This window comes from Leucobacter salsicius M1-8 (assembly GCF_000350525.1).
GTDB classification, from domain to species: domain Bacteria; phylum Actinomycetota; class Actinomycetes; order Actinomycetales; family Microbacteriaceae; genus Leucobacter; species Leucobacter salsicius.
In genome coordinates this window covers 195,687-215,799 of record NZ_AOCN01000019.1, presented here as the reverse complement: position 1 = coordinate 215,799, position 20,113 = coordinate 195,687, and the positions used below count along the sequence as shown (strand labels likewise).

Genomic DNA, 20,113 nt, shown 5'->3' with positions numbered 1-20,113 from the left:
GCAATAGAGATGCGGTGCCGGATCAGTGCCGGAGGATGCACAAAACCCCCGGGAAAAATCCCGGGGGTTTTGTAGGTCTATCGAAAGACTTAGAAAACTAAGACTTACGCGAGAACCTTGGTCACCGTGCCGGCGCCGACGGTGCGGCCACCCTCACGGATTGCGAAGCCGAGGCCATCCTCCATAGCGATGGGCTGGATCAGCTCAACGGTCATGTCGGTGGTGTCGCCGGGCATAACCATCGGCTTGTCCTCGGGCAGCGTGATAACGCCGGTCACGTCAGTCGTACGGAAGTAGAACTGGGGACGGTAGTTCGTCTCGAACGGGTTGTGGCGGCCGCCCTCTTCCTTCTTCAGGATGTAGGCGGTGCCCTCAAAGTTCGTGTGAGGCGTGATCGAGCCGGGCTGAACAACAACCTGGCCGCGCTCTACGTCTTCGCGCTTGGTGCCGCGGAGAAGCAGACCACAGTTCTCGCCTGCCCATGCCTCGTCGAGCTGCTTGTGGAACATCTCGATACCGGTAACGGTGGTCTTCTGCGTGTCGCGCAGACCAACGATCTCGACCTCAGAGTTGATCTTCAGCGTGCCACGCTCGGCGCGACCCGTAACAACGGTGCCACGACCGGTGATCGTGAAGACGTCCTCAACGGGCATCAGGAAGGGCTTGTCACGGTCACGGACGGGGTCCGGAACGCTGTTGTCGACAGCTTCCATGAGCTCGAGAACTGAGTTAGCCCACTTCTCTTCGCCCTGGAGTGCCTGGTAGCCCGAAACGCGGACGACGGGGACGTCGTCTCCGGGGTAGCCGTGCTTGGAGAGCTCCTCGCGGACCTCCATCTCGACGAGCTCGAGGATCTCCTCGTCGTCAACCTGGTCGCACTTGTTGAGTGCAACGAGCAGGTAAGGAACGCCAACCTGCTTTGCGAGCAGGATGTGCTCCTTGGTCTGTGCCATCATGCCGTCGGTAGCAGCAACCACGAGGATTGCGCCGTCCATCTGGGCAGCACCGGTGATCATGTTCTTGATGTAGTCGGCGTGGCCGGGTGCATCAACGTGCGCGTAGTGGCGCTTCGGGGTCTCGTACTCAACGTGCGAGATGTTGATCGTGATGCCGCGCTGGCGCTCTTCCGGCGCCGAGTCGATCGTTGCGAAGTCGCGCTGAACGTTGGTATCCGAAGGGTACTTGTCAGCAAGCGTCTTCGAGATAGCAGCGGTAAGGGTCGTCTTACCGTGGTCAACGTGACCGATCGTACCGATGTTTACGTGCGGCTTGGTCCGCTCGAACTTGGCCTTCGCCACTATGGTCCTCCTCAGGACATAAGCACCGCTTCCCTTCGACCATTTCGAAGGGCACGAGTACTGGGTTTGTGTACCTATGTTACAAGCTCAGCGACGCAATCGCGACCTGAGCCTCACGGCGAACGGCCAGACTAGGTCTGGCCGCCCGCCGCCGGGCAATATTACTCGCCCTTAGCCTTCTGAACGATCTCATCGGCCACGGCCTTCGGCACCTCAGCGTAGGAGTCGAAGGTCATCGAGAACACTGCACGACCGCTGGTCTTCGACCGCAGATCGCCAATGTACCCGAACATCTCAGAGAGGGGCACCAGTGCACGAATGACCTTTACGCCACTCGCGTCTTCCATCGACTGGATCTGGCCACGACGTGAGTTGAGGTCACCGATAACCTCACCCATGTACTCCTCGGGCGTACGTACCTCGACGGCCATCATGGGCTCAAGGATGACGGGCTGCGCGAGGCGAGCTGCTTCCTTGAACGCAATCGAGCCGGCGATCTTGAACGCCATTTCCGACGAGTCAACATCGTGGTAAGCGCCATCGAGCAAGGTTGCCTTAACACCCACGAGCGGGAAGCCCGCGAGGATGCCGTAGCCCATTGCGTCCTGGATACCAGCGTTGACTGACGGGATGTACTCGCGCGGAATGCGACCACCGGTCACCTTGTCCACGAATTCGTAGATCTTGTCGCCCTCAACCTCGAGCGGAGCAAGCGCGATCTGTACCTTAGCGAACTGACCCGAACCACCGGTCTGCTTCTTGTGGGTGTAGTCGTACTTGGCAACCTCGCGGCGAATCGTCTCGCGGTAAGCAACCTGCGGCTTACCAACGTTCGCCTCAACCTTGAACTCGCGCTTCATGCGGTCGACAAGGATGTCAAGGTGGAGCTCGCCCATGCCGGCGATAACCATCTGGCCGGTCTCGGCGTTGAGGCTCACGCGGAACGTGGGATCCTCTTCAGCGAGCTTCTGGATGGCGACGCCAAGCTTCTCCTGGTCACCCTTGGTCTTGGGCTCAATAGCAACCTCAATGACGGGCTCAGGGAAGGTCATCGACTCGAGCACGACGGGCGCGTCAGCGGCGGCCAGCGTGTCACCCGTGGTGGTGTCCTTCAGGCCGATGACGGCGTAGATGTTACCTGCCATCAGCTCGTCAACAGGGTTCTCCTTGTTGGCGTGCATCTGGAAGATCTTGCCGATGCGCTCCTTCTTGCCCTTGGTCGAGTTAATGACCTGAGTGCCCGAAGGAATCTTGCCCGAGTACACGCGAACGTAGGTCAGACGACCGAAGAACGGGTGAACAGCGATCTTGAAGGCGAGAGCCGAGAACGGGTCGTCAGCCTTCGGGAAACGCTCGATAACGATCGACTCGTCGCGGGGATCGTGTGCCTCGATCGCGCCAACGTCGAGCGGGTTGGGGAGGAAGTCCACAACTGCGTCGAGCATGGGCTGGATGCCACGGTTCTTGAACGCCGAGCCGCAGTACACGGGGTAGATCTCGTTGTTCACGACGAGCTTGCGGATGCCGCCCTTGATCTCGTCGATCGTGAGCTCTTCGCCACCGAAGAACTTCTCGAGGAGTGCATCGTCGGTCTCTGCAGCGGTCTCAACGATCTTCGCGCGGTACTCTTCGGCCTTGGCCTGGAGCTCAGCGGGAATTTCCTTGGTCTCGTAGTTAGCGCCCAGGGTAACGTCACCCTTGGAATCGCCTTCCCAAACGAATGCCTTCATCGTGAGCAGGTCAACGACGCCAACAAAGTCAGCCTCTGCACCGATGGGCAGCTGCATGACGAGCGGCTTTGCGCCGAGGCGGTTGACGATCGTGTCTACGGTGAAGTAGAAGTCAGCGCCCATCTTGTCCATCTTGTTGACGAAGCAGATGCGGGGAACTTCGTACTTGTCAGCCTGACGCCAAACGGTCTCCGACTGGGGCTCAACGCCCTCCTTGCCGTCGAACACTGCAACGGCGCCGTCGAGCACGCGAAGCGAACGCTCGACCTCGACGGTGAAGTCAACGTGGCCGGGGGTGTCAATGATGTTGACCTGGTTCTTGTTCCAGAAGCAGGTTACGGCGGCAGACGTAATCGTAATGCCGCGCTCCTTCTCCTGCTCCATCCAGTCAGTCGTCGCGCCACCGTCGTGGGTCTCGCCCAGCTTGTGGTTAACACCCGTGTAGAACAGGATGCGCTCGGTCGTGGTGGTCTTGCCAGCATCGATGTGAGCCATGATGCCGATGTTGCGGACCTTACTCAGGTCAGTGAGCACGTCTTGTGCCACGGGGTCTCCTCCGGGTGGGGATAAAAGTTTGGTGTGCGCTGAGCACGGGCCCGGTTGGGGCCGATGCCAGCTAAGAAGATCAAACGGCGGGGTGGGCGGCGCGCAGCCGCGCAAGCGGAGCGCGCTGCCCACCTCACCGAGTGACGACTACCAGCGGTAGTGTGCGAACGCGCGGTTCGACTCAGCCATCTTGTGAGTGTCCTCGCGGCGCTTCACAGCGGCACCGAGGCCGTTGGATGCGTCGAGGATCTCATTGGTGAGGCGGTCCGTCATCGAGTTCTCGCGACGGGCCTTCGCGTAGCTGGTCAGCCAGCGCAGTGCGAGCGTGTTGGCGCGGTGAGGCTTAACCTCAACGGGCACCTGGTAGGTGCTGCCGCCAACGCGGCGTGAACGAACCTCAAGGGTGGGGCGCACGTTGTCGAGCGCCTTCTTGAGAACCGTCACTGCGTCCTGGCCGGACTTCTCAGCAACAACTTCGAGTGCCTGGTAAACGATGCGCTCGGCCAGACCCTTCTTGCCGTCGACGAGAATCTTGTTGACCAGCTGGCTAACAATGGGAGCGCCGTATACGGGATCGGCAACTACGGGGCGCTTGGGAGCAGGACCCTTACGAGGCATTACTTCTTCTCCATCTTCGCGCCGTAGCGGCTACGAGCCTGCTTGCGGTCCTTGACTGCCTGAGTATCGAGCGCACCGCGGACGATCCGGTAACGAACACCGGGGAGGTCCTTGACACGGCCGCCACGCACGAGCACGAGTGAGTGCTCCTGCAGGTTGTGACCCTCGCCCGGGATGTAGGCGGTGACCTCAGTACCGTTACGAAGCTTCACACGAGCGACCTTACGCATCGCCGAGTTGGGCTTCTTGGGGGTGGTGGTGTAGACACGGGTGCAAACCCCTGCCTGCTGCGGGTTCGCCTTAAGGGCGGGCGCCTTGGTCTTAGAGACCTTAGGCGTGCGGCCCTTGCGAACCAACTGCTGAATAGTAGGCAATGATTCTCCTATTTAGTCCTGCACGGTGACAGGAATGCTTCCAATGGATGAGCATGCGTCGCGGCTTACGCGGCGACTGAGCTGCTGAGATCGCACCCCTGGAGGTACAATCGCGGGTGCAGCTATGCCGTGGGGGCGCAACTCTTGCGAGTCACATACCCAGCGATGAACACCCCAAAAAGCCGCCGCGAGGGCAGCGCAAACGGGTGCACACCAGTTAGCTACTTTACGCGCAGATGCGAGCGCGCGCAAGAGCGACCGGGCGATCCTCAGTCGGGCGTGTCGCGGGCAGCTACCGCGGCGGCTCCAGATGGCGGCTGAGCTCGTCGAGCATGGCCTGCACCTGGGGCTCAACGAAGCGCTCGATCGCGGCGGCGATCCGGGCCCTGTGGGTCACAAGCGCGAGGCACAGTTCGCGCCCAATCTCCTCGGCACAGTCGTCCGCGCGGGCAATCTCGGCAGCAAGCACTTCCCGTTCCTGCGCAGTCAAGGGCGGCCGCGGGAGCGGCGCCTCGGGGCGCACCTCCTCCGCGAGGCCCGCGAGTGTGAAGAGGTACGGCTGCGAGCCCTCTGCGGGCTCGGGATCCGGATCAATCCCCTCGAATTCAGGCTCAAGCCCGGCGGCCGGATCGTAGCCGCCCGAGCTCCACAGCTCCTCCCCCGTGAGTTCTGCGTGCAGCAGCGGCAACTCTCGCTCCGTGTACTCGTCGACCCCGCGGTCGATGATGCGCTGCATTCGGCTCGTGAGTGCGTGCGTCACCTGATGCGGCACGTCGTGGCCGATCGCGGCGGCCATCACCACCGGAGATCCGGTGCAGCGCCGGCACACCCGCGTGCGACCGCGGTGGCTCCCGGGGCGCCACGATGGCAGCCATCGCAGCCAAGCGTCGACAGCGACGGAGACCCGATCCTCGACGACCGTCACGAGCCGTCGCTCTCCTCAGCCCGCTCCCACGGCCACCGCGGAGGCGGCCGGTCGGTGTACACGCGCCGGGCGAGAACCGCCCAGAAGGCGAGGGTTGCGAGCGCCCAGGAGACGCCGAGCGCGACCGCGTAGGGGCTCAGCCAGGTGGCGCGCAGGTCCATCCCGGCGAGCATGCCGCCGAGGCACCAGACGAGGTAGCCGCCGACGGCCGCGATGATGATCTGCCCCCAGGCGGGGCTGCGCTGTCCACGTAGCAGCGTGATCGCCTGTCGCCACAGCGAAGCGGCGAGCAAGGCGAGCGCGACGACCACCGTGAGTGGGCCGGCCGAGGGCGACACAGAGTCGGTCATCACCGGTTCGGTGCCGGTTGCGAGCGCGATCGCACCCCAGGAAGGGACCAGCAGGGCGACTGCAACGATGCACGTTGCGGCGATCAACGCCACCACATAACCGCGCGTTACGCCCCGCCGGCCCGCCGCGCTCATATCGACTTCGCCTGCACCTCTGCCAGGGCCGATTCGTACGCTGCGAGTTCTTCCGCATTGCGCTGCTTCATGCGCCTACCGCGCGAACCGATCCACGCACCGAACCATACGGTGGCTTCGCGGGCGATCACACCGGCCGCGATCGCGGGAACCGAGACACCAAACTTTTCAATGAGCGCGGCGGGAGCCAGATCAATGAGTGCCCGCCAGCCAAGCGCCTCGACGACGAGCCCCGCGGTGGCAGCTGCCCAGACGAAGACGCCCACGAAAAAGCCGCCCAGCACATAGGCCCACCAGCCAGCACGACCGACGATCAGCACGAGCACGGCAAGCCCGACGAAGAACGCGATCGTCGCGGCAATGAAACTCCACGCGAGCAAGCTTTCCGTGAGCCCGGCGACGAATTGTGACGGTGCGAGCGTGGGCGCGAGCCACAGCGCCACGACACCCGCGCACACGAGCGCGAAACCAACCGTGCCGAGCAGCGCAATGAGCACGCCCGCTCCGCGGTTACCGCGAATCTCGGGGGGCATCGGCGACTGCATGTACAGCGCCGCCATCGGGTGGTCAGCCGCAATGCGAATCTCGCCGTCGCGCGCTGGCTCCTCGGTCGCGCTCGGAAGGTCATCGAGGCCGAGCGTGGGGTCCGCGATACCCGCACCCATGTCGATGTTGAGCTGGGTGTCCACCTCGGAGATGGCTTGGCGGCGCGCCTGTTCTGCAACCTCGGGCGTGGGGGCGACACCGAGATCCACGCTGCCTTCGGTGCTTGTACCGGATCGGGCACTCGCGGCTTCGCCAGTCACTTCCTCGCCGGGCTCCGCGATTGCCGCGGGAGTAGCCTCGTCAGCCAGAGTCGTGGGCTCTCCGTTCGGGCCCGCGGGCTCAGCCGACGGGCTCGTGGCGCGCTCAACCGCCTCGAGGACCTCGGTTTCGCTCACTTCGGTTTCTTCGACGGGTGCGCCGAGATTTGCCGGGGCCTCTGGGGCTTCCGCGGCTCTCGACGCAGGGGTCTCGCGTTCTTCGCTCATCGCCTCACCTCTTGGGTCCAAAAACTATCGGTGACCTACCACCATCACGCCACAGTACAAGCTTGCCACCACTTTGCGGCGTTCCCTCGCCGGACTCTCGCAAGACCACGCAAAAAGCGCGTGGGCGCCCGCACCGAAGTGCGAACGCCCACGCGCCTTGAGGCCAGCGTTAGCTGTAGTTGCCCGGGTTGAACTCGTCAGCCGTGAAGCTGTCGAAGTCCACGAACGACAGGTCGTTCTCGTCGAACGTGCCCTCGGTTGCAAACAGGCGGTTCGGGTAACGCTCCGCCTTTGCATCCTCGGTTGCGCTCACGGTGACGTCACGGTAGACGCCCAGGCCGGTACCGGCCGGGATGAGCTTACCGATGATGACGTTCTCCTTGAGGCCGATGAGCGGATCTCGCGATCCCTCCATCGCGGCCTGCGTGAGCACGCGGGTCGTCTCCTGGAACGATGCAGCCGACAGCCACGACTCGGTTGCGAGCGAGGCCTTGGTGATACCCATGACCTCGGAACGCGCGGTAGCCGTGCGCTTGCCGTCGAGCAGCGCCTCGCGGTTGATGCGCTGGTAGGTGGCACGGTCAACGAGCGCACCAGGCAGCAGATCGGTGTCGCCGTGATCAACCACGGTGACCTTGCGCAGCATCTGACGAACGATGACCTCGATGTGCTTATCGTGGATCGGTACACCCTGCGAGCGGTACACGTTCTGTACGCCCTCGACGAGGTACTTCTGCACGGCACGCTCACCGGGGATGTGCTTGTCGAGCTCGGTCGAGCCGACCTGAAGGATGTCCTTCGGGTCAAGCGTGCCCTGGATGAAGGGCTGACCCAGCTGAACATGGTCGCCGTCCTCCACGAGGAGGGTGGAGCGCTTCAGCACGGGGTACATCTTCTCTTCGGTTCCGTCGTCAGGCGTCAGCAGGATGCTGCGGCCCTTCGGCGTGTCCTCGATGATGATGCGGCCAGCGGCCTCTGCGATGGGCGACGCACCCTTGGGGGTACGAGCCTCGAAGAGCTCCTGCACGCGGGGCAGACCCTGCGTGATGTCGTCTGCCGAAGCCGAACCACCCGTGTGGAAGGTACGCATCGTCAGCTGAGTACCGGGCTCACCAATCGACTGAGCAGCGATAATGCCGACTGCCTCGCCGATGTCGACGCGCTGGCCCGTAGCAAGCGAGCGGCCGTAGCAGGTGGCGCACACGCCCACTGCCGACTCACACGTCAGTACGGAACGCACCTTGATCTCGGTCACACCGCCAGCGATGAGCTGGTCGATGAGCACGTCGCCCACGTCCTCGCCGCCGGTGGCGACGACAGAGCCGTCAGCACCAATGGCGTCGGTTGCGAGGGTACGTGCGTACACCGAGTTCTCGACGTTCTCGTCACCGACGAGCACACCGTTCGCGTCGGGTGCCGCGATGGGCAGGTCGAGGCCGCGGCGCGTGCCACAGTCTTCCTCGCGGATGATGACGTCCTGCGACACGTCGACGAGTCGACGAGTCAGGTAACCCGAGTCTGCGGTACGCAGAGCGGTATCAGCCAGGCCCTTACGAGCGCCGTGGGTCGCGATGAAGTACTCCGCAACCGACAGGCCCTCGCGGTACGAGTTGATAATCGGGCGAGGGATAATCTCACCCTTCGGGTTCGACACCAGGCCACGCATACCGGCGATGTTACGGATCTGCAGCCAGTTACCACGTGCACCCGACGACACCATACGGAAGATGGTGTTGTCCTCGGGGAACTGCTCGCGCATGGCCTGAGCAACCTCTTCGGTCGCCTCGGTCCAGATCTCGGTGAGTGCCTTGTGGCGCTCGGAGTCCTGGATCATGCCGCGGTCGTAGTCGCGCTGAACCTTCGAGGCACGCTCTTCGTGCGCCGCGATGATCTCTGCCTTGTTCGACGGGGTAACGATGTCCGACAGAGCAACGGTGACACCCGAGCGCGAAGCCCAGTAGAAACCGGCGTCCTTGATGCGGTCAAGCGTTGCCGCCACCTCAACCTTCGGGTAGCGCTCGGCCAGGTCGTTGACCAGGCTCGAGAGCGTGCCCTTGTCGGCTACCCGCTCAAAGTAGGGGTAGTCGGCAGGCAGCGTCTCATTGAAGAGCGCGCGTCCCAGCGAGGTCTCCACAATGACGGGCTTGTCAGACGTGATGCCCTTAGCATCGGTGTAATCGGTGAGACGAATCTTCACCGGTGCACCCAGGTCGAGCGTGTGCTCGTCCATTGCAAGGATTGCCTCGGCGATCGAACCGAATGCGCGGCCGGTGCCGACAGCGCCATCCTTGAGCGTCGTGATGTGGTGCAGACCGATGATCATATCCTGCGAGGGCAGGGTCACCGGGCGGCCATCAGACGGCTTCAGGATGTTGTTCGATGCGAGCATCAGCACGCGAGCCTCAGCCTGCGCCTCAACCGACAGCGGCAGGTGAACTGCCATCTGGTCGCCGTCGAAGTCAGCGTTGAAGGCGGTGCAGACGAGGGGGTGCAGCTGGATAGCCTTACCCTCAACGAGCTGCGGCTCGAATGCCTGGATGCCCAGGCGGTGCAGCGTCGGTGCACGGTTGAGCAGAACGGGGCGCTCGCGGATGATCTCCTCGAGCACGTCCCAGACCTCGGAGCGCGCGCGCTCCACCATGCGCTTCGCAGCCTTCACGTTCTGTGCGTGCGACAGATCCATGAGGCGCTTGATGACGAACGGCTTGAACAGCTCGAGTGCCATCTGCTTGGGCAGACCACACTGGTGCAGCTTGAGCTGCGGGCCGACCACGATGACCGAACGGCCCGAGTAGTCAACACGCTTGCCGAGCAGGTTCTGACGGAAACGACCCTGCTTGCCCTTGAGCATGTCGCTGAGCGACTTCAGGGCGCGGTTGCCGGTGCCCGTGACCGGGCGACCACGACGACCGTTGTCAAACAGTGCGTCGACGGCTTCCTGCAGCATGCGCTTCTCGTTGTTCACGATGATCTCGGGAGCACCGAGATCAAGCAGGCGGCGCAGACGGTTGTTGCGGTTGATCACGCGGCGGTACAGATCGTTGAGATCCGAGGTCGCGAAGCGTCCACCGTCAAGCTGCACCATCGGGCGCAGCTCGGGCGGGATCACCGGTACAACGTCGAGCACCATCGCGGCGGGGCTTGCGCCCGTCGTGAGGAACGAGTTGACAACCTTCAGGCGCTTGATCGCACGGATCTTCTTCTGGCCCTTGCCCTCGGCGATCTGCAGGTGCAGCAGGTCGCTTTCGGCAGCGAGGTCGAAAGCCTCAAGACGCTTCTTGATTGCCTCGGCACCCATGTAGGCCTCGAAGTAATCGCCGTAGCGGTCCATGAGGTCAGCGAAGACTGCGTCCTCAGGCTTGAGGTCGCCAACCTTGAGGTTGCGGAAGTCCTCCCACACGCGCTGCAGGCGAGCGATGTCATCATCGAAGCCCTTACGCATGACGGTCATTTCCTTCTCGGCTGAGGCTTCAGCGCGGCGGCGCTGATCGGCCTTCGCACCTTCTGCCTCGAGCGCGGCAAGGTCGGACTCTGCCTGCTGCTGGCGCTGTGCGATCGAGATGTCGCGCTGGTCCTCAAGCGTCTTCAGCTCGAGCCGCAGCTCAGCCTCAAGCTCGCCGAGGTCTTCGTGGCGGCCCTCATCGTCAACGTCGATCACCATGTAGGCAGCGAAGTAGATGACCTTCTCGAGGTCCTTCGGTGCCATATCGAGCAGGTAACCGAGGCGGCTAGGCACGCCCTTGAAGTACCAAATGTGCGTGACAGGTGCTGCCAGCTCAATGTGTCCCATGCGCTCGCGGCGCACGCTCGACTTGGTAACTTCTACGCCACAACGCTCACAAACGATGCCCTTGTAGCGCACGCGCTTGTACTTGCCACACGAGCACTCCCAGTCCCGGCTGGGTCCGAAGATCTGTTCGCCGAACAGACCGTCCTTCTCCGGCTTCAGGGTGCGGTAGTTAATCGTTTCAGGCTTCTTAACCTCGCCAAATGACCAGCTGCGGATATCCTCAGCGGTCGCCAGACGGATCTGCAGCTCGTTAAAATCTGGTCCCTCGAGCAAAATGTTCTCCCTTGGTAACTGTGTCGTCTGGTCCGGCTTAGATCTCGTCAACAGACGAGGTCTCGAAGCGCGAAGAAAGGTTAATGCCGAGCTCTTCCGCGGTGCGGTGAGCCTCATCGTCGTTGTCGCGCAGGCTGACGACGTTGCCGTCCTTGCCCAGCACCTCGACGTTTAGGCAGAGCGACTGCATCTCCTTCATGAGCACGCGGAACGACTCGGGGACACCGGGCTCGGGGATGTTCTCACCGCGCACGATCGCCTCGTAAACCTTCACACGACCAAGAATGTCATCCGACTTCACCGTGAGCAGCTCCTGCAGCGCGTATGCGGCGCCGTAGGCCTCGAGCGCCCACACTTCCATCTCACCGAAGCGCTGGCCACCGAACTGGGCCTTACCGCCCAGCGGCTGCTGCGTGATCATCGAGTAGGGACCCGTTGAACGCGCGTGGATCTTGTCGTCCACGAGGTGGTGCAGCTTCAGGATGTACATGTAACCGACCGCGATCGGGTACGGGTAGGGCTCGCCCGAACGACCGTCGAACAACCGGGTCTTACCCGTGTGATCGACGAGGCGGTCGCCATCGCGAGTCACGAGGGTCGAGTCCAGCAGACCGGCGATCTCGGCCTCGGAAGCGCCATCGAACACGGGGGTCGCAACCTTGGTGTTCGGGGCAGCTTCGAGGGCCTCCTGCGACAGCTTGGCAGCCCACTCGGGGTTGCCCTCTACCTTCCAGCCCTGCTTGGCGATCCAGCCGAGGTGGACCTCGAGCACCTGGCCGAAGTTCATTCGACCGGGGATACCCAGCGGGTTCAGGATCACGTCGACGGGGGTACCGTCAGCGAGGAACGGCATGTCCTCAACGGGGAGGATCTTCGAGATGACACCCTTGTTGCCGTGACGGCCAGCAAGCTTGTCGCCCTCGGTGATCTTACGCTTCTGCGCAATGTAGACCACGACGCGCTGGTTGACGCCCGAGCCAAGCTCGTCGTCGTTGTCGTTCTCGGCGTCAAACACCTTGACCGACGTCACCGTGCCCGAGACACCGTGCGGCACCTTGAGCGACGTGTCGCGAACCTCGCGGCTCTTCTCGTTGAAGATAGCGCGCAGCAGGCGCTCCTCAGCCGAAAGCTCGGTCTCGCCCTTGGGCGTGACCTTGCCGACGAGGATGTCGCCGGGGCCAACCTCAGCGCCGATGCGGATGATGCCGCGCTCGTCGAGGTCCTTGAGCGCCTCCATGCTGGCGTTGGGGAGGTCACGAGTGATCTCCTCCTTGCCGAGCTTGGTGTCGCGGGCATCGATGTCGTACTCCTCGATGTGGATCGACGAGAGCGTGTCGTCCTTCACCAGGTTCTGGCTCAGGATGATGGCGTCCTCAAAGTTGAGGCCCTCCCACGGCATGAACGCGACCAGCAGGTTCTTGCCCAGTGCGAGCTCGCCGTTCTCGGTAGCGGGACCATCAGCGATGACCTCGCCGGCTTCGATGCGCTCCCCCTCCTTGACGATGACGCGGTGGTTGTAGCTCGTGCCCTGGTTCGAGCGATCGAACTTGCGCAGGAAGTAGCTCTTGCGGCCACCCTCATCAAGCTGGATCGTGACGACGTCAGCAGACACGTCCTCGATCACGCCCGACTTCTCGGCGACAATGACGTCGCCGGCGTCAATGGCTGCGTAGCCCTCCATACCGGTGCCCACAACGGGCGACTCGGAGCGGACGAGCGGCACGGCCTGACGCTGCATGTTGGCGCCCATGAGCGCGCGGTTTGCATCGTCATGCTCGAGGAACGGAATCAGCGAGGTTGCGACCGACACCATCTGGCGGGGCGAAACGTCCATGTAGTCCACGCGAGTCGCGTCAACCATCATCACTTCCGAGCCACGGGGGCGAGCCAGCACCTGCTCCTCAGCAAAGGTGCCGTCCTCGGTGAGGGGGGCACCTGCCTGAGCGATGAGGTACTCGTCCTCTTCGTGAGCGGTGAGGTAGTCAACCTGGTCGGTGACCTTGCCATCGAGGATGCGACGGTACGGCGTCTCAATGAAGCCGAACGCGTTGATCCGCGCGAACGTTGCGAGTGCACCGATCAGGCCAATGTTCGGGCCTTCCGGGGTCTCAATGGGGCACATACGGCCGTAGTGCGACGGGTGAACGTCTCGAACCTCGACGCCTGCGCGGTCACGTGACAGACCACCCGGGCCGAGGGCCGACAGACGACGCTTGTTCGTCAGGCCAGCAAGCGGGTTGTTCTGGTCCATGAACTGCGACAGCTGCGAAGTACCGAAGAACTCCTTGATCGCTGCGAGCACAGGGCGCGTGTTGATCAGCGTGTTGGGCGTGATCGCCTCGATGTCCTGGGTCGTCATGCGCTCACGCACGACGCGCTCCATACGGCTGAGGCCGGTGCGCACCTGGTTCTGGATCAGCTCGCCAACGGCGCGGATGCGACGGTTGCCGAAGTGATCGATGTCGTCGGTGTCGAGACGGTTCTCGAAGGGCTTGCCGTCACGGATGCCGGGCAGCGTCTTCGTCTCAGCGTGCAGACCAACGAGGTACTTGATCGTCGAAACGATGTCCTCAAGCGACAGCACCGAATCGGTGATGGGGGCATCGACGCCCAGCTTGCGGTTGATCTTGTAACGACCGACCTTTGCGAGGTCGTAGCGCTTCTCGTTGAAGTAGCTGTTGTCGAGCAGAGCCTTGGCAGCCTCGATGGCAACCTGCTCGCCCGGACGCTGCTTGCGGTAGATATCCTTGAGCGCCTCTTCCTGGGTGAGGACGGTGTCCTTCTCCAGGGTGAGCATGATCGACTCGTAGCCGGCGAACTCTTCCATGATTTCTTCGCTCGTCATACCGAGCGCCTTCAGGAAGACGGTAACCGACTGCTTACGCTTGCGATCGATGCGCACACCGACCTGATCGCGCTTGTCGACCTCGAACTCGAGCCAAGCACCACGGCTCGGGATTACGCGTGCGGTGAAGACGTCCTTATCGCTCGTCTTCTCCTGTGCGCGCTCGAAGTACACACCGGGGCTACGGACGAGCTGCGAAACGATGACGCGCTCGGTGCCGTTAATGATGAACGTGCCCTTGTCCGTCATGATGGGGAAGTCACCCATGTAGACGGTCTGGCTCTTCAGCACCTGGGTCTCGGTGTTGTAGAAGGCCGCCTCGACGTACAGCGGAGCGGCGTAAGTCTTGCCGCGCTCCTTGCACTCCTCGATGGTGAACTTCTGATCGTCGAGAATCGGGTTCTCGAACGACAGCTGCATAGTGCCAGCGTTGTCTTCAATCGGTGAGATCTCGTCAAAGATCTCTTCGAGGCCGCTCTTCAGCGCGATGTCATCGCGCCCCTGAGCCTGTGCCTCGACGACGCTCTGCTTCCAGGCGTCGTTTCCGACGAGCCAGTCAAAGCTCTCAAGCTGCAGTGCCAGTAGGTTAGGCACCGACAGCGTGTCGGAAATCTTGGCGAAGGACAGCCGCTCGTGATTGCGGCCATTCTTCGGTTGGGTGGTGGACGATGCGTTGCGCGCAGCAGCCAAGGAAACTACCTCCGTGGGCCCCGTCGGGCCGGTTGAGCCTGGTCTTGCGAGAAGTGCATCGGATCACAAGGTCGAGGCTCATATGCGCTTTCGCGCCAGCTCCCGGGGCCTACCACTATATGAAGGCACACTGGTGTCCGTAGTGCAGCTTTCTACTGTAACACCATCGTTACGCGCTGTCCATGAGAAAACCGGTGTTTATGCACCAGCCCCGCGGGCCCCCAGCTTATTCCCGGGAACCGGGATGGTTCCATGCGACGCGCTGTTCCCACAAAACTCCGCAGCTTGCGACGCTACTGTGTCCAGATGAACGATGCACCAGGCGCGAATCGCCACGATCCGGATCCTGCGTCGCCGCGCGCCGCAACCGCCTGGGCGGTCGCGGGCCTCGCGGCCGTCGTCGCGTTTGGGGCGTACCTGCGCTTCGTTTCGCAGGGCCCGCTCGGCATTGATGAGTGGTGGCACGGAGTCGCGGGCGTCACACGCGGCAGCGTCCCGTTTGCCATCGCAGCATTCATGGCGGAGGTGGGCAGCGGCATCGGTGCGGCCGTGTGCGCGGCAATTGCGGCCGCCCTCTTCTTTGCCCTGCGGTTTCCGCGCGCCGGGGCGACGGTCATGACCGCGATGCTGTTCGGCGTGGTCTCGTCCCAGCTACTGAAGCAGTTGGTGGCACGGCCCCGCCCCTGGGATCAGCTCTATGGTTCGAGTGGATATTCGTACCCGTCGGGGCACACCATGGGCGCGGCCGCACTGGTGGTCTCACTCGCTCTCGTCGTGCGCTATTCAGGCTGGGTGACTCGTCGGCAGGCAGTATGGGTCAATCTGGCGGCCGTCGGTTGGATCGTTCTCATGGCGTGGAGCCGCACCGCGCTCCACGTGCACTGGCTGAGCGACACGGTCGCTGGCGCGATCGTGGGAGCCACTGCTGCCCTCATTTCGTTTGCGATGTGGCAGCCGCAGCGCGCGGCGGCACAGGCCAATGTCGGAGGCTCGCTTTAGGCTTGGGTGCATGACCACCTCTTCAGCGCCCCGCGATTCTGTTGATCCGAGCCACACTGAAACCGCAGTCCAGCCCGAGACGGTGATGTTCGGTGCCGACTGGTGCGGCGATTGCCGGCGCGCAAAGCTCGTGTTCGATCGTGCGGGAGTGTCCTACCGCTACATCGATCTGGTGCTAGAGCCCGATGCGGCAGAGGTGGCTCGAGACATCAGCGGTCGCACGAACATTCCCGTCATCCTCTATCCCGATGCAAGCCATCAGGTTGAGCCCTCAAACGCTGACCTGCAGCGCAAGATCGAGGAGCTGGGGCTCGGCCGTGGCTAAGCTCGTGCTTCCCGATCCGGTTACCCTCCCCTCGGGCCTCATCGCCGCCGTCGAAGAGGACGAGTGGGTCCCCGGAGCGGTGCAGTTGACCATTGACGGCACCCCGCAGTCACACGTGAATCTGCGCGACGAGACCGAGCTCTTCTTTGAGTACGTGCGGCGCATGGGGCATGTCATCGACCTGTTTCGCCCCGAGGGTGCGCCCATTTCGGCGCTACACCTGGGTGGCGGGGCTTTCACCCTCCCCCGCTATGTCGAGGCGATGCGCCCGGGCAGCCGTCAGCAGGTGATTGAGCTCGAGGGCGCGCTCGTCGATCTGGTTCGCGAGGCTGCCCCGCTGCCCAAACGCGCGAGCATCAGGGTGCGACGCGGCGACGCCCGCGAGGTGCTGGGCAAGCTGCCCGCGGGCATGCAGGGCGCAATGGACCTCGTCGTTGTTGATATTTTTGCGGGGGCGCGCACCCCGGCGCACGTGTCGAGCTTCGAGTTCTACGAGCTTATTCGCCCGCTGCTCGCCCCCGGGGGCGTGGTGGTCGTAAACACGGCGGATGGCACCGGCCTGCCGTTTGCGCGCGGTCAGGCCGCGACACTCGCGAGCCTGTTCCCCTCGGTCGCGGCCATCGCCGAGCCGCAGGTCCTCAAGGGCCGCCGCTTCGGCAACATCGTGTTCGTCGCGTCCACCGATCCGCTCGATTCACTCGACTGGATGCCGCGGTTGCTTGCCGGCGGGCCGCACCCGGCACGCATGCTGTACGGCGCTGAGCTGTCAGAACTCATCCGCGGCGCACGCATCGTGACCGATGCAACCGCCGTCGATTCCCCCGCCCCGGCACGGGAGCTCTTCGGCCGTGGCTAATCTCGCACGGGTTCGGGTCTGGGCCGAGGCGCTCATCAAGATGCACCTCGACCCGGCCGTGTGGAGCTTCGGCTTCGACACCGCGAAGCGTCGCGCCGGCCTGTGCAACTTCACCGAGAAACGCATCACCGTTTCGCGATATCTCGCCTCCAAGTTCGACGACGACGAGGTACACCAGATCCTGCTGCACGAAGTTGCGCACGCGATGGCTGGCCCTCGCGCTGGACACGGCGCGCTCTGGAAGCGCACGGCGGCAGAGATCGGCTACGTCGGCGGGCGCACCCACGACGGCGAAATCGCGCACGAACAGGCCCCTTGGGTCGGGGCATGCCCGGCGGGCCACCCGCACTACCGGTTTCGTCGCCCCACACGGGAGCAGTCCTGCGGCAAGTGCTCCCGCTCGTTCTCTCGAACGCACCTCATCAACTGGCGCAAACGGGGTTGAGGGATCGCGGCTAGCAGCCGGTGGCGCCGAGCGCCTGCCGCAGCAACGCGCCCCGGCCACCCGAAAGCTCCCGCAGCGTTTCGTCTGACAGCGCGAGCTCGGGCGACATCCAGGTCACCTCGAGCGCGTCTTGCCGGGGGTTGCAGGTGCCGGTGACCGGCACCACATACACGAGCGAGACGGCGTGCTGCCGCTCGTCATAGAACTGCGAGATGCCCGGCATCGGAAAGTACTCGGCCACCTGCGCGGGTACGAGCGCGTTGGGCATCTGGGGAAACGCCATCGGCCCCAGGTCGTTCTCGAGGTGACGCGCAAGCGCCTCACGCACGGGTTCGCCGTAGCGCACCCGGCCCGACACGAGCGTGCGGGTCATGACCCCGTCTGGGGTGCTCCGCAGCAACAGCCCCACCTCGGTGATCTGCCCCATCCCGTTGACGCGCACCGGCACTGCCTCTACATACAACATCGGGAGTCGGCCGCGCACGAACTGCAGCTCGTCTTCACTCAGCCACCCGGGGTTATCGGGGCGGCCTTCGTTCTCTGGCCGTGGCGCAGTGTCGATGCTCATGCGGGTTCGCCCTCCGATCGGTTTCGGCGGCGCACCCTGACAGTTCGCACCACCACGCTCTATTGTGCCGCACTCGCCGGTGCATTGGCGTGCTCACCACGCGTAGTGTGGAGAGCATGCACGTGACAGAGCCACACATCGCCCCCGCTCACACTCGAGTCGCGCTGGTACAGGTCGCGAGCCCCGTCGACGAAACTCAGAGCAATCGCATCGCTCGCGTCGTGAACCTCATCCGGTCTCACGCGGGGGCCGAGCTGTATGTGCTGCCCGAGCTCTGGAGCCCGGGCTACTTCGCCTTTGAGCAGTATGCCGACCGCGCCGAGTCGCTTGCGGGGCCCACGGTCACCGCAATGAGCGAGCTGGCCCGCGAGCTCGGCAGTTGGATTCACCTCGGCAGCATCGTCGAGCGTCGAGGCGATCAGTTGTTTAACACGGCCGTGTTGCTCGACCCCACCGGCACGGTCGCCCAGGTGTACCGCAAGATTCACGTATTTGGGTACCAGTCCCTTGAGTCAAAGCTCCTCACCCCGGGTGAATCGCTGAGCGTCGTCGACAGTCCCGTTGGCCCCGTCGCGAGCACCACGTGCTACGATCTGCGCTTTCCTGGCCTGTGGCAGCAGATTAGCGAGCGCGGCGCAGAGGCCGTCGTGATCCCCGCGGCGTGGCCAGCGGCCCGACGGGAACACTGGCGGGTACTCACGCAGGCCCGCGCTATCGAGCACCAGCTCTGGGTACTCGCGTGCAATGCGTGTGGCACCCAGGGCGAAGTGCAGCTCGGGGGCTACAGTCGCATCGTCGATCCTTCGGGCACCATCATTGCCGAGTGCGGATCGGAGGAGCAGTTCATTATGGCCGATCTGCCCCGCGACGCGGTGACACTCACTCGCGCCGAATTTCCTGTCATTGCTGATCGGCTCGAGGGGGCCGGGTACGTAGGTCTGAGCAGCAACCCGCTGCTGTGAATGCGGCCCAAGCAGCGTCCCCTACGATATTCCTATGACTTTCATTCGGCACGGTGCCGCTGCCCTTCTCGCTCTCGTGCTCGTTGGGTCCCTCACCGCGTGTGCACCGGAGCCCGAGCCGGTTCAGCCGAAGAAGCCTGCCGCCGAGCAGGCTGCCGAGGCAAAACCTAAGCTGGCCAAGCCCGAGCCGCAGCCCGAAGCTGAGGCCCCCGCGGCACCCGCGCCAACCGGGTTTGACCGCAAGGCTCACTCGATCGACGACCCCATGTCGATCTGGGTGGTGGGAAACAAGCTGCGGCCATTGAACCCCGTCGAGTTCGAGCCGAGCGATCTCGTGCCCACCGAGGGAGTCGCAAACGATAACGGGCAGCCGCTGCGCGAGGTCGCAGCGCGCGCAACCGAGCAGCTCGTGGCGGGCGCGCTCGACGCCGGGTTCGATGTGCGCGTCATCAGCGCCTACCGCCCCTATGCCCTCCAGGTGCAGCTCTATGAGAGCTACATCGCGCGCGACGGGCAGGCGGCCGCCGACACCTATTCTGCGCGCCCCGGGCACTCCGAACATCAGACTGGTCTCACCGTCGATTTCGACGACTACGGCGCCTGCTACCTGGCGTCGTGCTTCGGTGAGACTCCCGCGGGCCAGTGGCTTGCGGAGAATGCCGCAGCCTACGGCTTCATCGAGCGGTATCCGGCCGACAAGGAATCCGTCACGGGTTTCATGCCGGAGCCCTGGCACTTCCGATATGTCGGCCCCGAGCTGGCAGCCGAAATGCGGGCAACGGGCGTCACGACGCTCGAGGAATTCTTTGGGCTCCCCGCGGCCCCCGGGTACGCGGGCTAATCTGGAGCGGTGTCAGTAGCTCCCACGCCCCACTCCCCCGCCGCGACGCCGGATCAGGCCGTCGAACCCCACTCCGCGATTGCCGATCAAGTGATCCGGGTGAGCGCGGTTGTGCTGCGCGACCGTGAGGGGCGCGTGCTTAATGTGCGCAAGCGCGGCACCCATGCATTCATGCTGCCGGGCGGCAAGCCCGAGCCGGGCGAATCCGCCGCAGCGTGTGCGGCGCGCGAGGTGGCCGAGGAGCTCGCCATTGCGCTCGATCCGGCGTCGCTCACGCTACTCGGCGTGTTTCGCACCGCCGCCGCAAACGAGCCGGGGTTTGCGCTCGAGGCCACCGTGTTTGCCCACGACTTCGTCGCGGCCGCGCTCAGCGCGGCCCCGCTCGCCGAGATTGAAGAGGTCGCGTGGCTTGACCCGGCGCGGCCTCGCGAGGGACTTGCCCCGCACATCGCCGTCGCACCGCTCAACATCGAGTTCGTGTTTCCCGCCCTGCGCTCGGAGTAACCAGCGCT

17 protein-coding genes are annotated in these 20,113 nt (G+C 63.8%); 7 read left to right on the top strand and 10 right to left on the bottom strand.

Features of this window, described 5'->3' with window-relative positions:
* Window positions 1-104 precede the first annotated feature (104 nt).
* From tuf to rpoB, 9 genes are all read right to left on the bottom strand, one after another.
* On the bottom strand, window positions 105-1,298 hold the full coding sequence (tuf, locus tag C795_RS0108680) for an elongation factor Tu (protein ID WP_017793363.1): 1,194 nt from the start codon (window positions 1,296-1,298) through the stop codon (window positions 105-107).
* Window positions 1,299-1,459: 161 nt separating this feature from the next.
* Complete coding sequence (fusA, locus tag C795_RS0108675) at window positions 1,460-3,574, bottom strand: elongation factor G (protein WP_017793362.1); 2,115 nt, start codon at window positions 3,572-3,574, stop codon at window positions 1,460-1,462.
* Between the two features lie 147 nt (window positions 3,575-3,721).
* The gene (rpsG, locus tag C795_RS0108670; RefSeq protein ID WP_017793361.1) at window positions 3,722-4,192 is read right to left on the bottom strand and encodes a 30S ribosomal protein S7; all 471 of its coding nucleotides are present in this window, start codon (window positions 4,190-4,192) and stop codon (window positions 3,722-3,724) included.
* On the bottom strand, window positions 4,192-4,566 hold the full coding sequence (gene rpsL, locus C795_RS0108665; RefSeq protein WP_017793360.1) for a 30S ribosomal protein S12: 375 nt from the start codon (window positions 4,564-4,566) through the stop codon (window positions 4,192-4,194). The genes rpsG and rpsL overlap by 1 nt, the downstream gene beginning before the upstream one ends.
* 292 nt (window positions 4,567-4,858) lie before the next feature.
* Window positions 4,859-5,491 carry a hypothetical protein gene (locus tag C795_RS0108660; protein WP_017793359.1) on the bottom strand — a complete coding sequence of 211 codons (633 nt, stop codon included), beginning with the start codon at window positions 5,489-5,491 and terminating at the stop codon, window positions 4,859-4,861.
* On the bottom strand, window positions 5,488-5,976 hold the full coding sequence (locus C795_RS0108655; protein WP_026139557.1) for a hypothetical protein: 489 nt from the start codon (window positions 5,974-5,976) through the stop codon (window positions 5,488-5,490). Before C795_RS0108655 ends, C795_RS0108660 begins: the two co-directional genes overlap by 4 nt.
* Window positions 5,973-7,007 (bottom strand): hypothetical protein, encoded by a 1,035-nt coding sequence (locus C795_RS0108650; protein WP_017793357.1) that lies wholly within the window; start codon window positions 7,005-7,007, stop codon window positions 5,973-5,975. Before C795_RS0108650 ends, C795_RS0108655 begins: the two co-directional genes overlap by 4 nt.
* Window positions 7,008-7,176: 169 nt before the next feature.
* Window positions 7,177-11,070: a DNA-directed RNA polymerase subunit beta' gene (locus C795_RS0108645; RefSeq protein ID WP_017793356.1), complete on the bottom strand. Its 3,894-nt coding sequence runs from the start codon at window positions 11,068-11,070 to the stop codon at window positions 7,177-7,179.
* Window positions 11,071-11,107: 37 nt separating this feature from the next.
* Window positions 11,108-14,605, bottom strand: a complete 3,498-nt coding sequence (gene rpoB / locus C795_RS0108640; RefSeq protein WP_017793355.1) for a DNA-directed RNA polymerase subunit beta — start codon at window positions 14,603-14,605, stop codon at window positions 11,108-11,110.
* Window positions 14,606-14,911: 306 nt separating this feature from the next.
* Here rpoB and C795_RS0108635 point away from each other — a divergent pair, with 306 nt between their 5' ends.
* The 4 genes from C795_RS0108635 to C795_RS0108620 are packed head-to-tail and all read left to right on the top strand — an operon-like array spanning window position 14,912 to window position 17,230.
* A complete protein-coding gene (locus C795_RS0108635; RefSeq protein ID WP_017793354.1) occupies window positions 14,912-15,604 on the top strand; it encodes a phosphatase PAP2 family protein in 693 nt (230 codons plus the stop codon).
* A 10-nt stretch (window positions 15,605-15,614) separates the two neighbouring features.
* Window positions 15,615-15,929 carry a glutaredoxin domain-containing protein gene (locus C795_RS0108630; RefSeq protein ID WP_017793353.1) on the top strand — a complete coding sequence of 105 codons (315 nt, stop codon included), beginning with the start codon at window positions 15,615-15,617 and terminating at the stop codon, window positions 15,927-15,929.
* A complete protein-coding gene (locus C795_RS0108625) occupies window positions 15,922-16,785 on the top strand; it encodes a spermidine synthase (RefSeq protein WP_017793352.1) in 864 nt (287 codons plus the stop codon). Before C795_RS0108630 ends, C795_RS0108625 begins: the two co-directional genes overlap by 8 nt.
* On the top strand, window positions 16,778-17,230 hold the full coding sequence (locus C795_RS0108620) for a SprT-like domain-containing protein (protein ID WP_017793351.1): 453 nt from the start codon (window positions 16,778-16,780) through the stop codon (window positions 17,228-17,230). Before C795_RS0108625 ends, C795_RS0108620 begins: the two co-directional genes overlap by 8 nt.
* Window positions 17,231-17,240: 10 nt before the next feature.
* Here C795_RS0108620 and C795_RS0108615 read toward each other — a convergent pair whose 3' ends face one another.
* Window positions 17,241-17,798, bottom strand: coding sequence for an NUDIX hydrolase family protein (locus tag C795_RS0108615; protein ID WP_017793350.1), 558 nt, complete (start codon window positions 17,796-17,798; stop codon window positions 17,241-17,243).
* Window positions 17,799-17,914: 116 nt separating this feature from the next.
* Between C795_RS0108615 and C795_RS0108610 the strand changes: the two genes are divergently transcribed.
* Genes C795_RS0108610 through C795_RS0108600 form a run of 3 tightly spaced genes read left to right on the top strand, consistent with a single transcriptional unit; the run spans window position 17,915 to window position 20,105 of the window.
* Window positions 17,915-18,760, top strand: a complete 846-nt coding sequence (locus C795_RS0108610) for a carbon-nitrogen family hydrolase (protein ID WP_017793349.1) — start codon at window positions 17,915-17,917, stop codon at window positions 18,758-18,760.
* Window positions 18,761-18,794: 34 nt separating this feature from the next.
* Window positions 18,795-19,601, top strand: a complete 807-nt coding sequence (locus C795_RS0108605; RefSeq protein WP_017793348.1) for a M15 family metallopeptidase — start codon at window positions 18,795-18,797, stop codon at window positions 19,599-19,601.
* A 9-nt stretch (window positions 19,602-19,610) separates the two neighbouring features.
* Window positions 19,611-20,105 (top strand): NUDIX hydrolase, encoded by a 495-nt coding sequence (locus tag C795_RS0108600; protein WP_017793347.1) that lies wholly within the window; start codon window positions 19,611-19,613, stop codon window positions 20,103-20,105.
* Window positions 20,106-20,113 lie beyond the last annotated feature (8 nt).

What these genes read in the sequence shown, in the direction of transcription:
- C795_RS0108605 (WP_017793348.1), top strand. Translation starts at nt 18,795, where the DNA reads ATGACTTTCATTCGGCACGGTGCCGCTGCCCTTCTCGCTCTCGTGCTC.
- C795_RS0108615 (WP_017793350.1), bottom strand. Translation starts at nt 17,798, where the DNA reads ATGAGCATCGACACTGCGCCACGGCCAGAGAACGAAGGCCGCCCCGAT.
- C795_RS0108610 (WP_017793349.1), top strand. Translation starts at nt 17,915, where the DNA reads ATGCACGTGACAGAGCCACACATCGCCCCCGCTCACACTCGAGTCGCG.
- C795_RS0108655 (WP_026139557.1), bottom strand. Translation starts at nt 5,976, where the DNA reads ATGAGCGCGGCGGGCCGGCGGGGCGTAACGCGCGGTTATGTGGTGGCG.
- C795_RS0108635 (WP_017793354.1), top strand. Translation starts at nt 14,912, where the DNA reads ATGAACGATGCACCAGGCGCGAATCGCCACGATCCGGATCCTGCGTCG.
- rpsG (WP_017793361.1), bottom strand. Translation starts at nt 4,192, where the DNA reads ATGCCTCGTAAGGGTCCTGCTCCCAAGCGCCCCGTAGTTGCCGATCCC.
- C795_RS0108630 (WP_017793353.1), top strand. Translation starts at nt 15,615, where the DNA reads ATGACCACCTCTTCAGCGCCCCGCGATTCTGTTGATCCGAGCCACACT.
- C795_RS0108650 (WP_017793357.1), bottom strand. Translation starts at nt 7,007, where the DNA reads ATGAGCGAAGAACGCGAGACCCCTGCGTCGAGAGCCGCGGAAGCCCCA.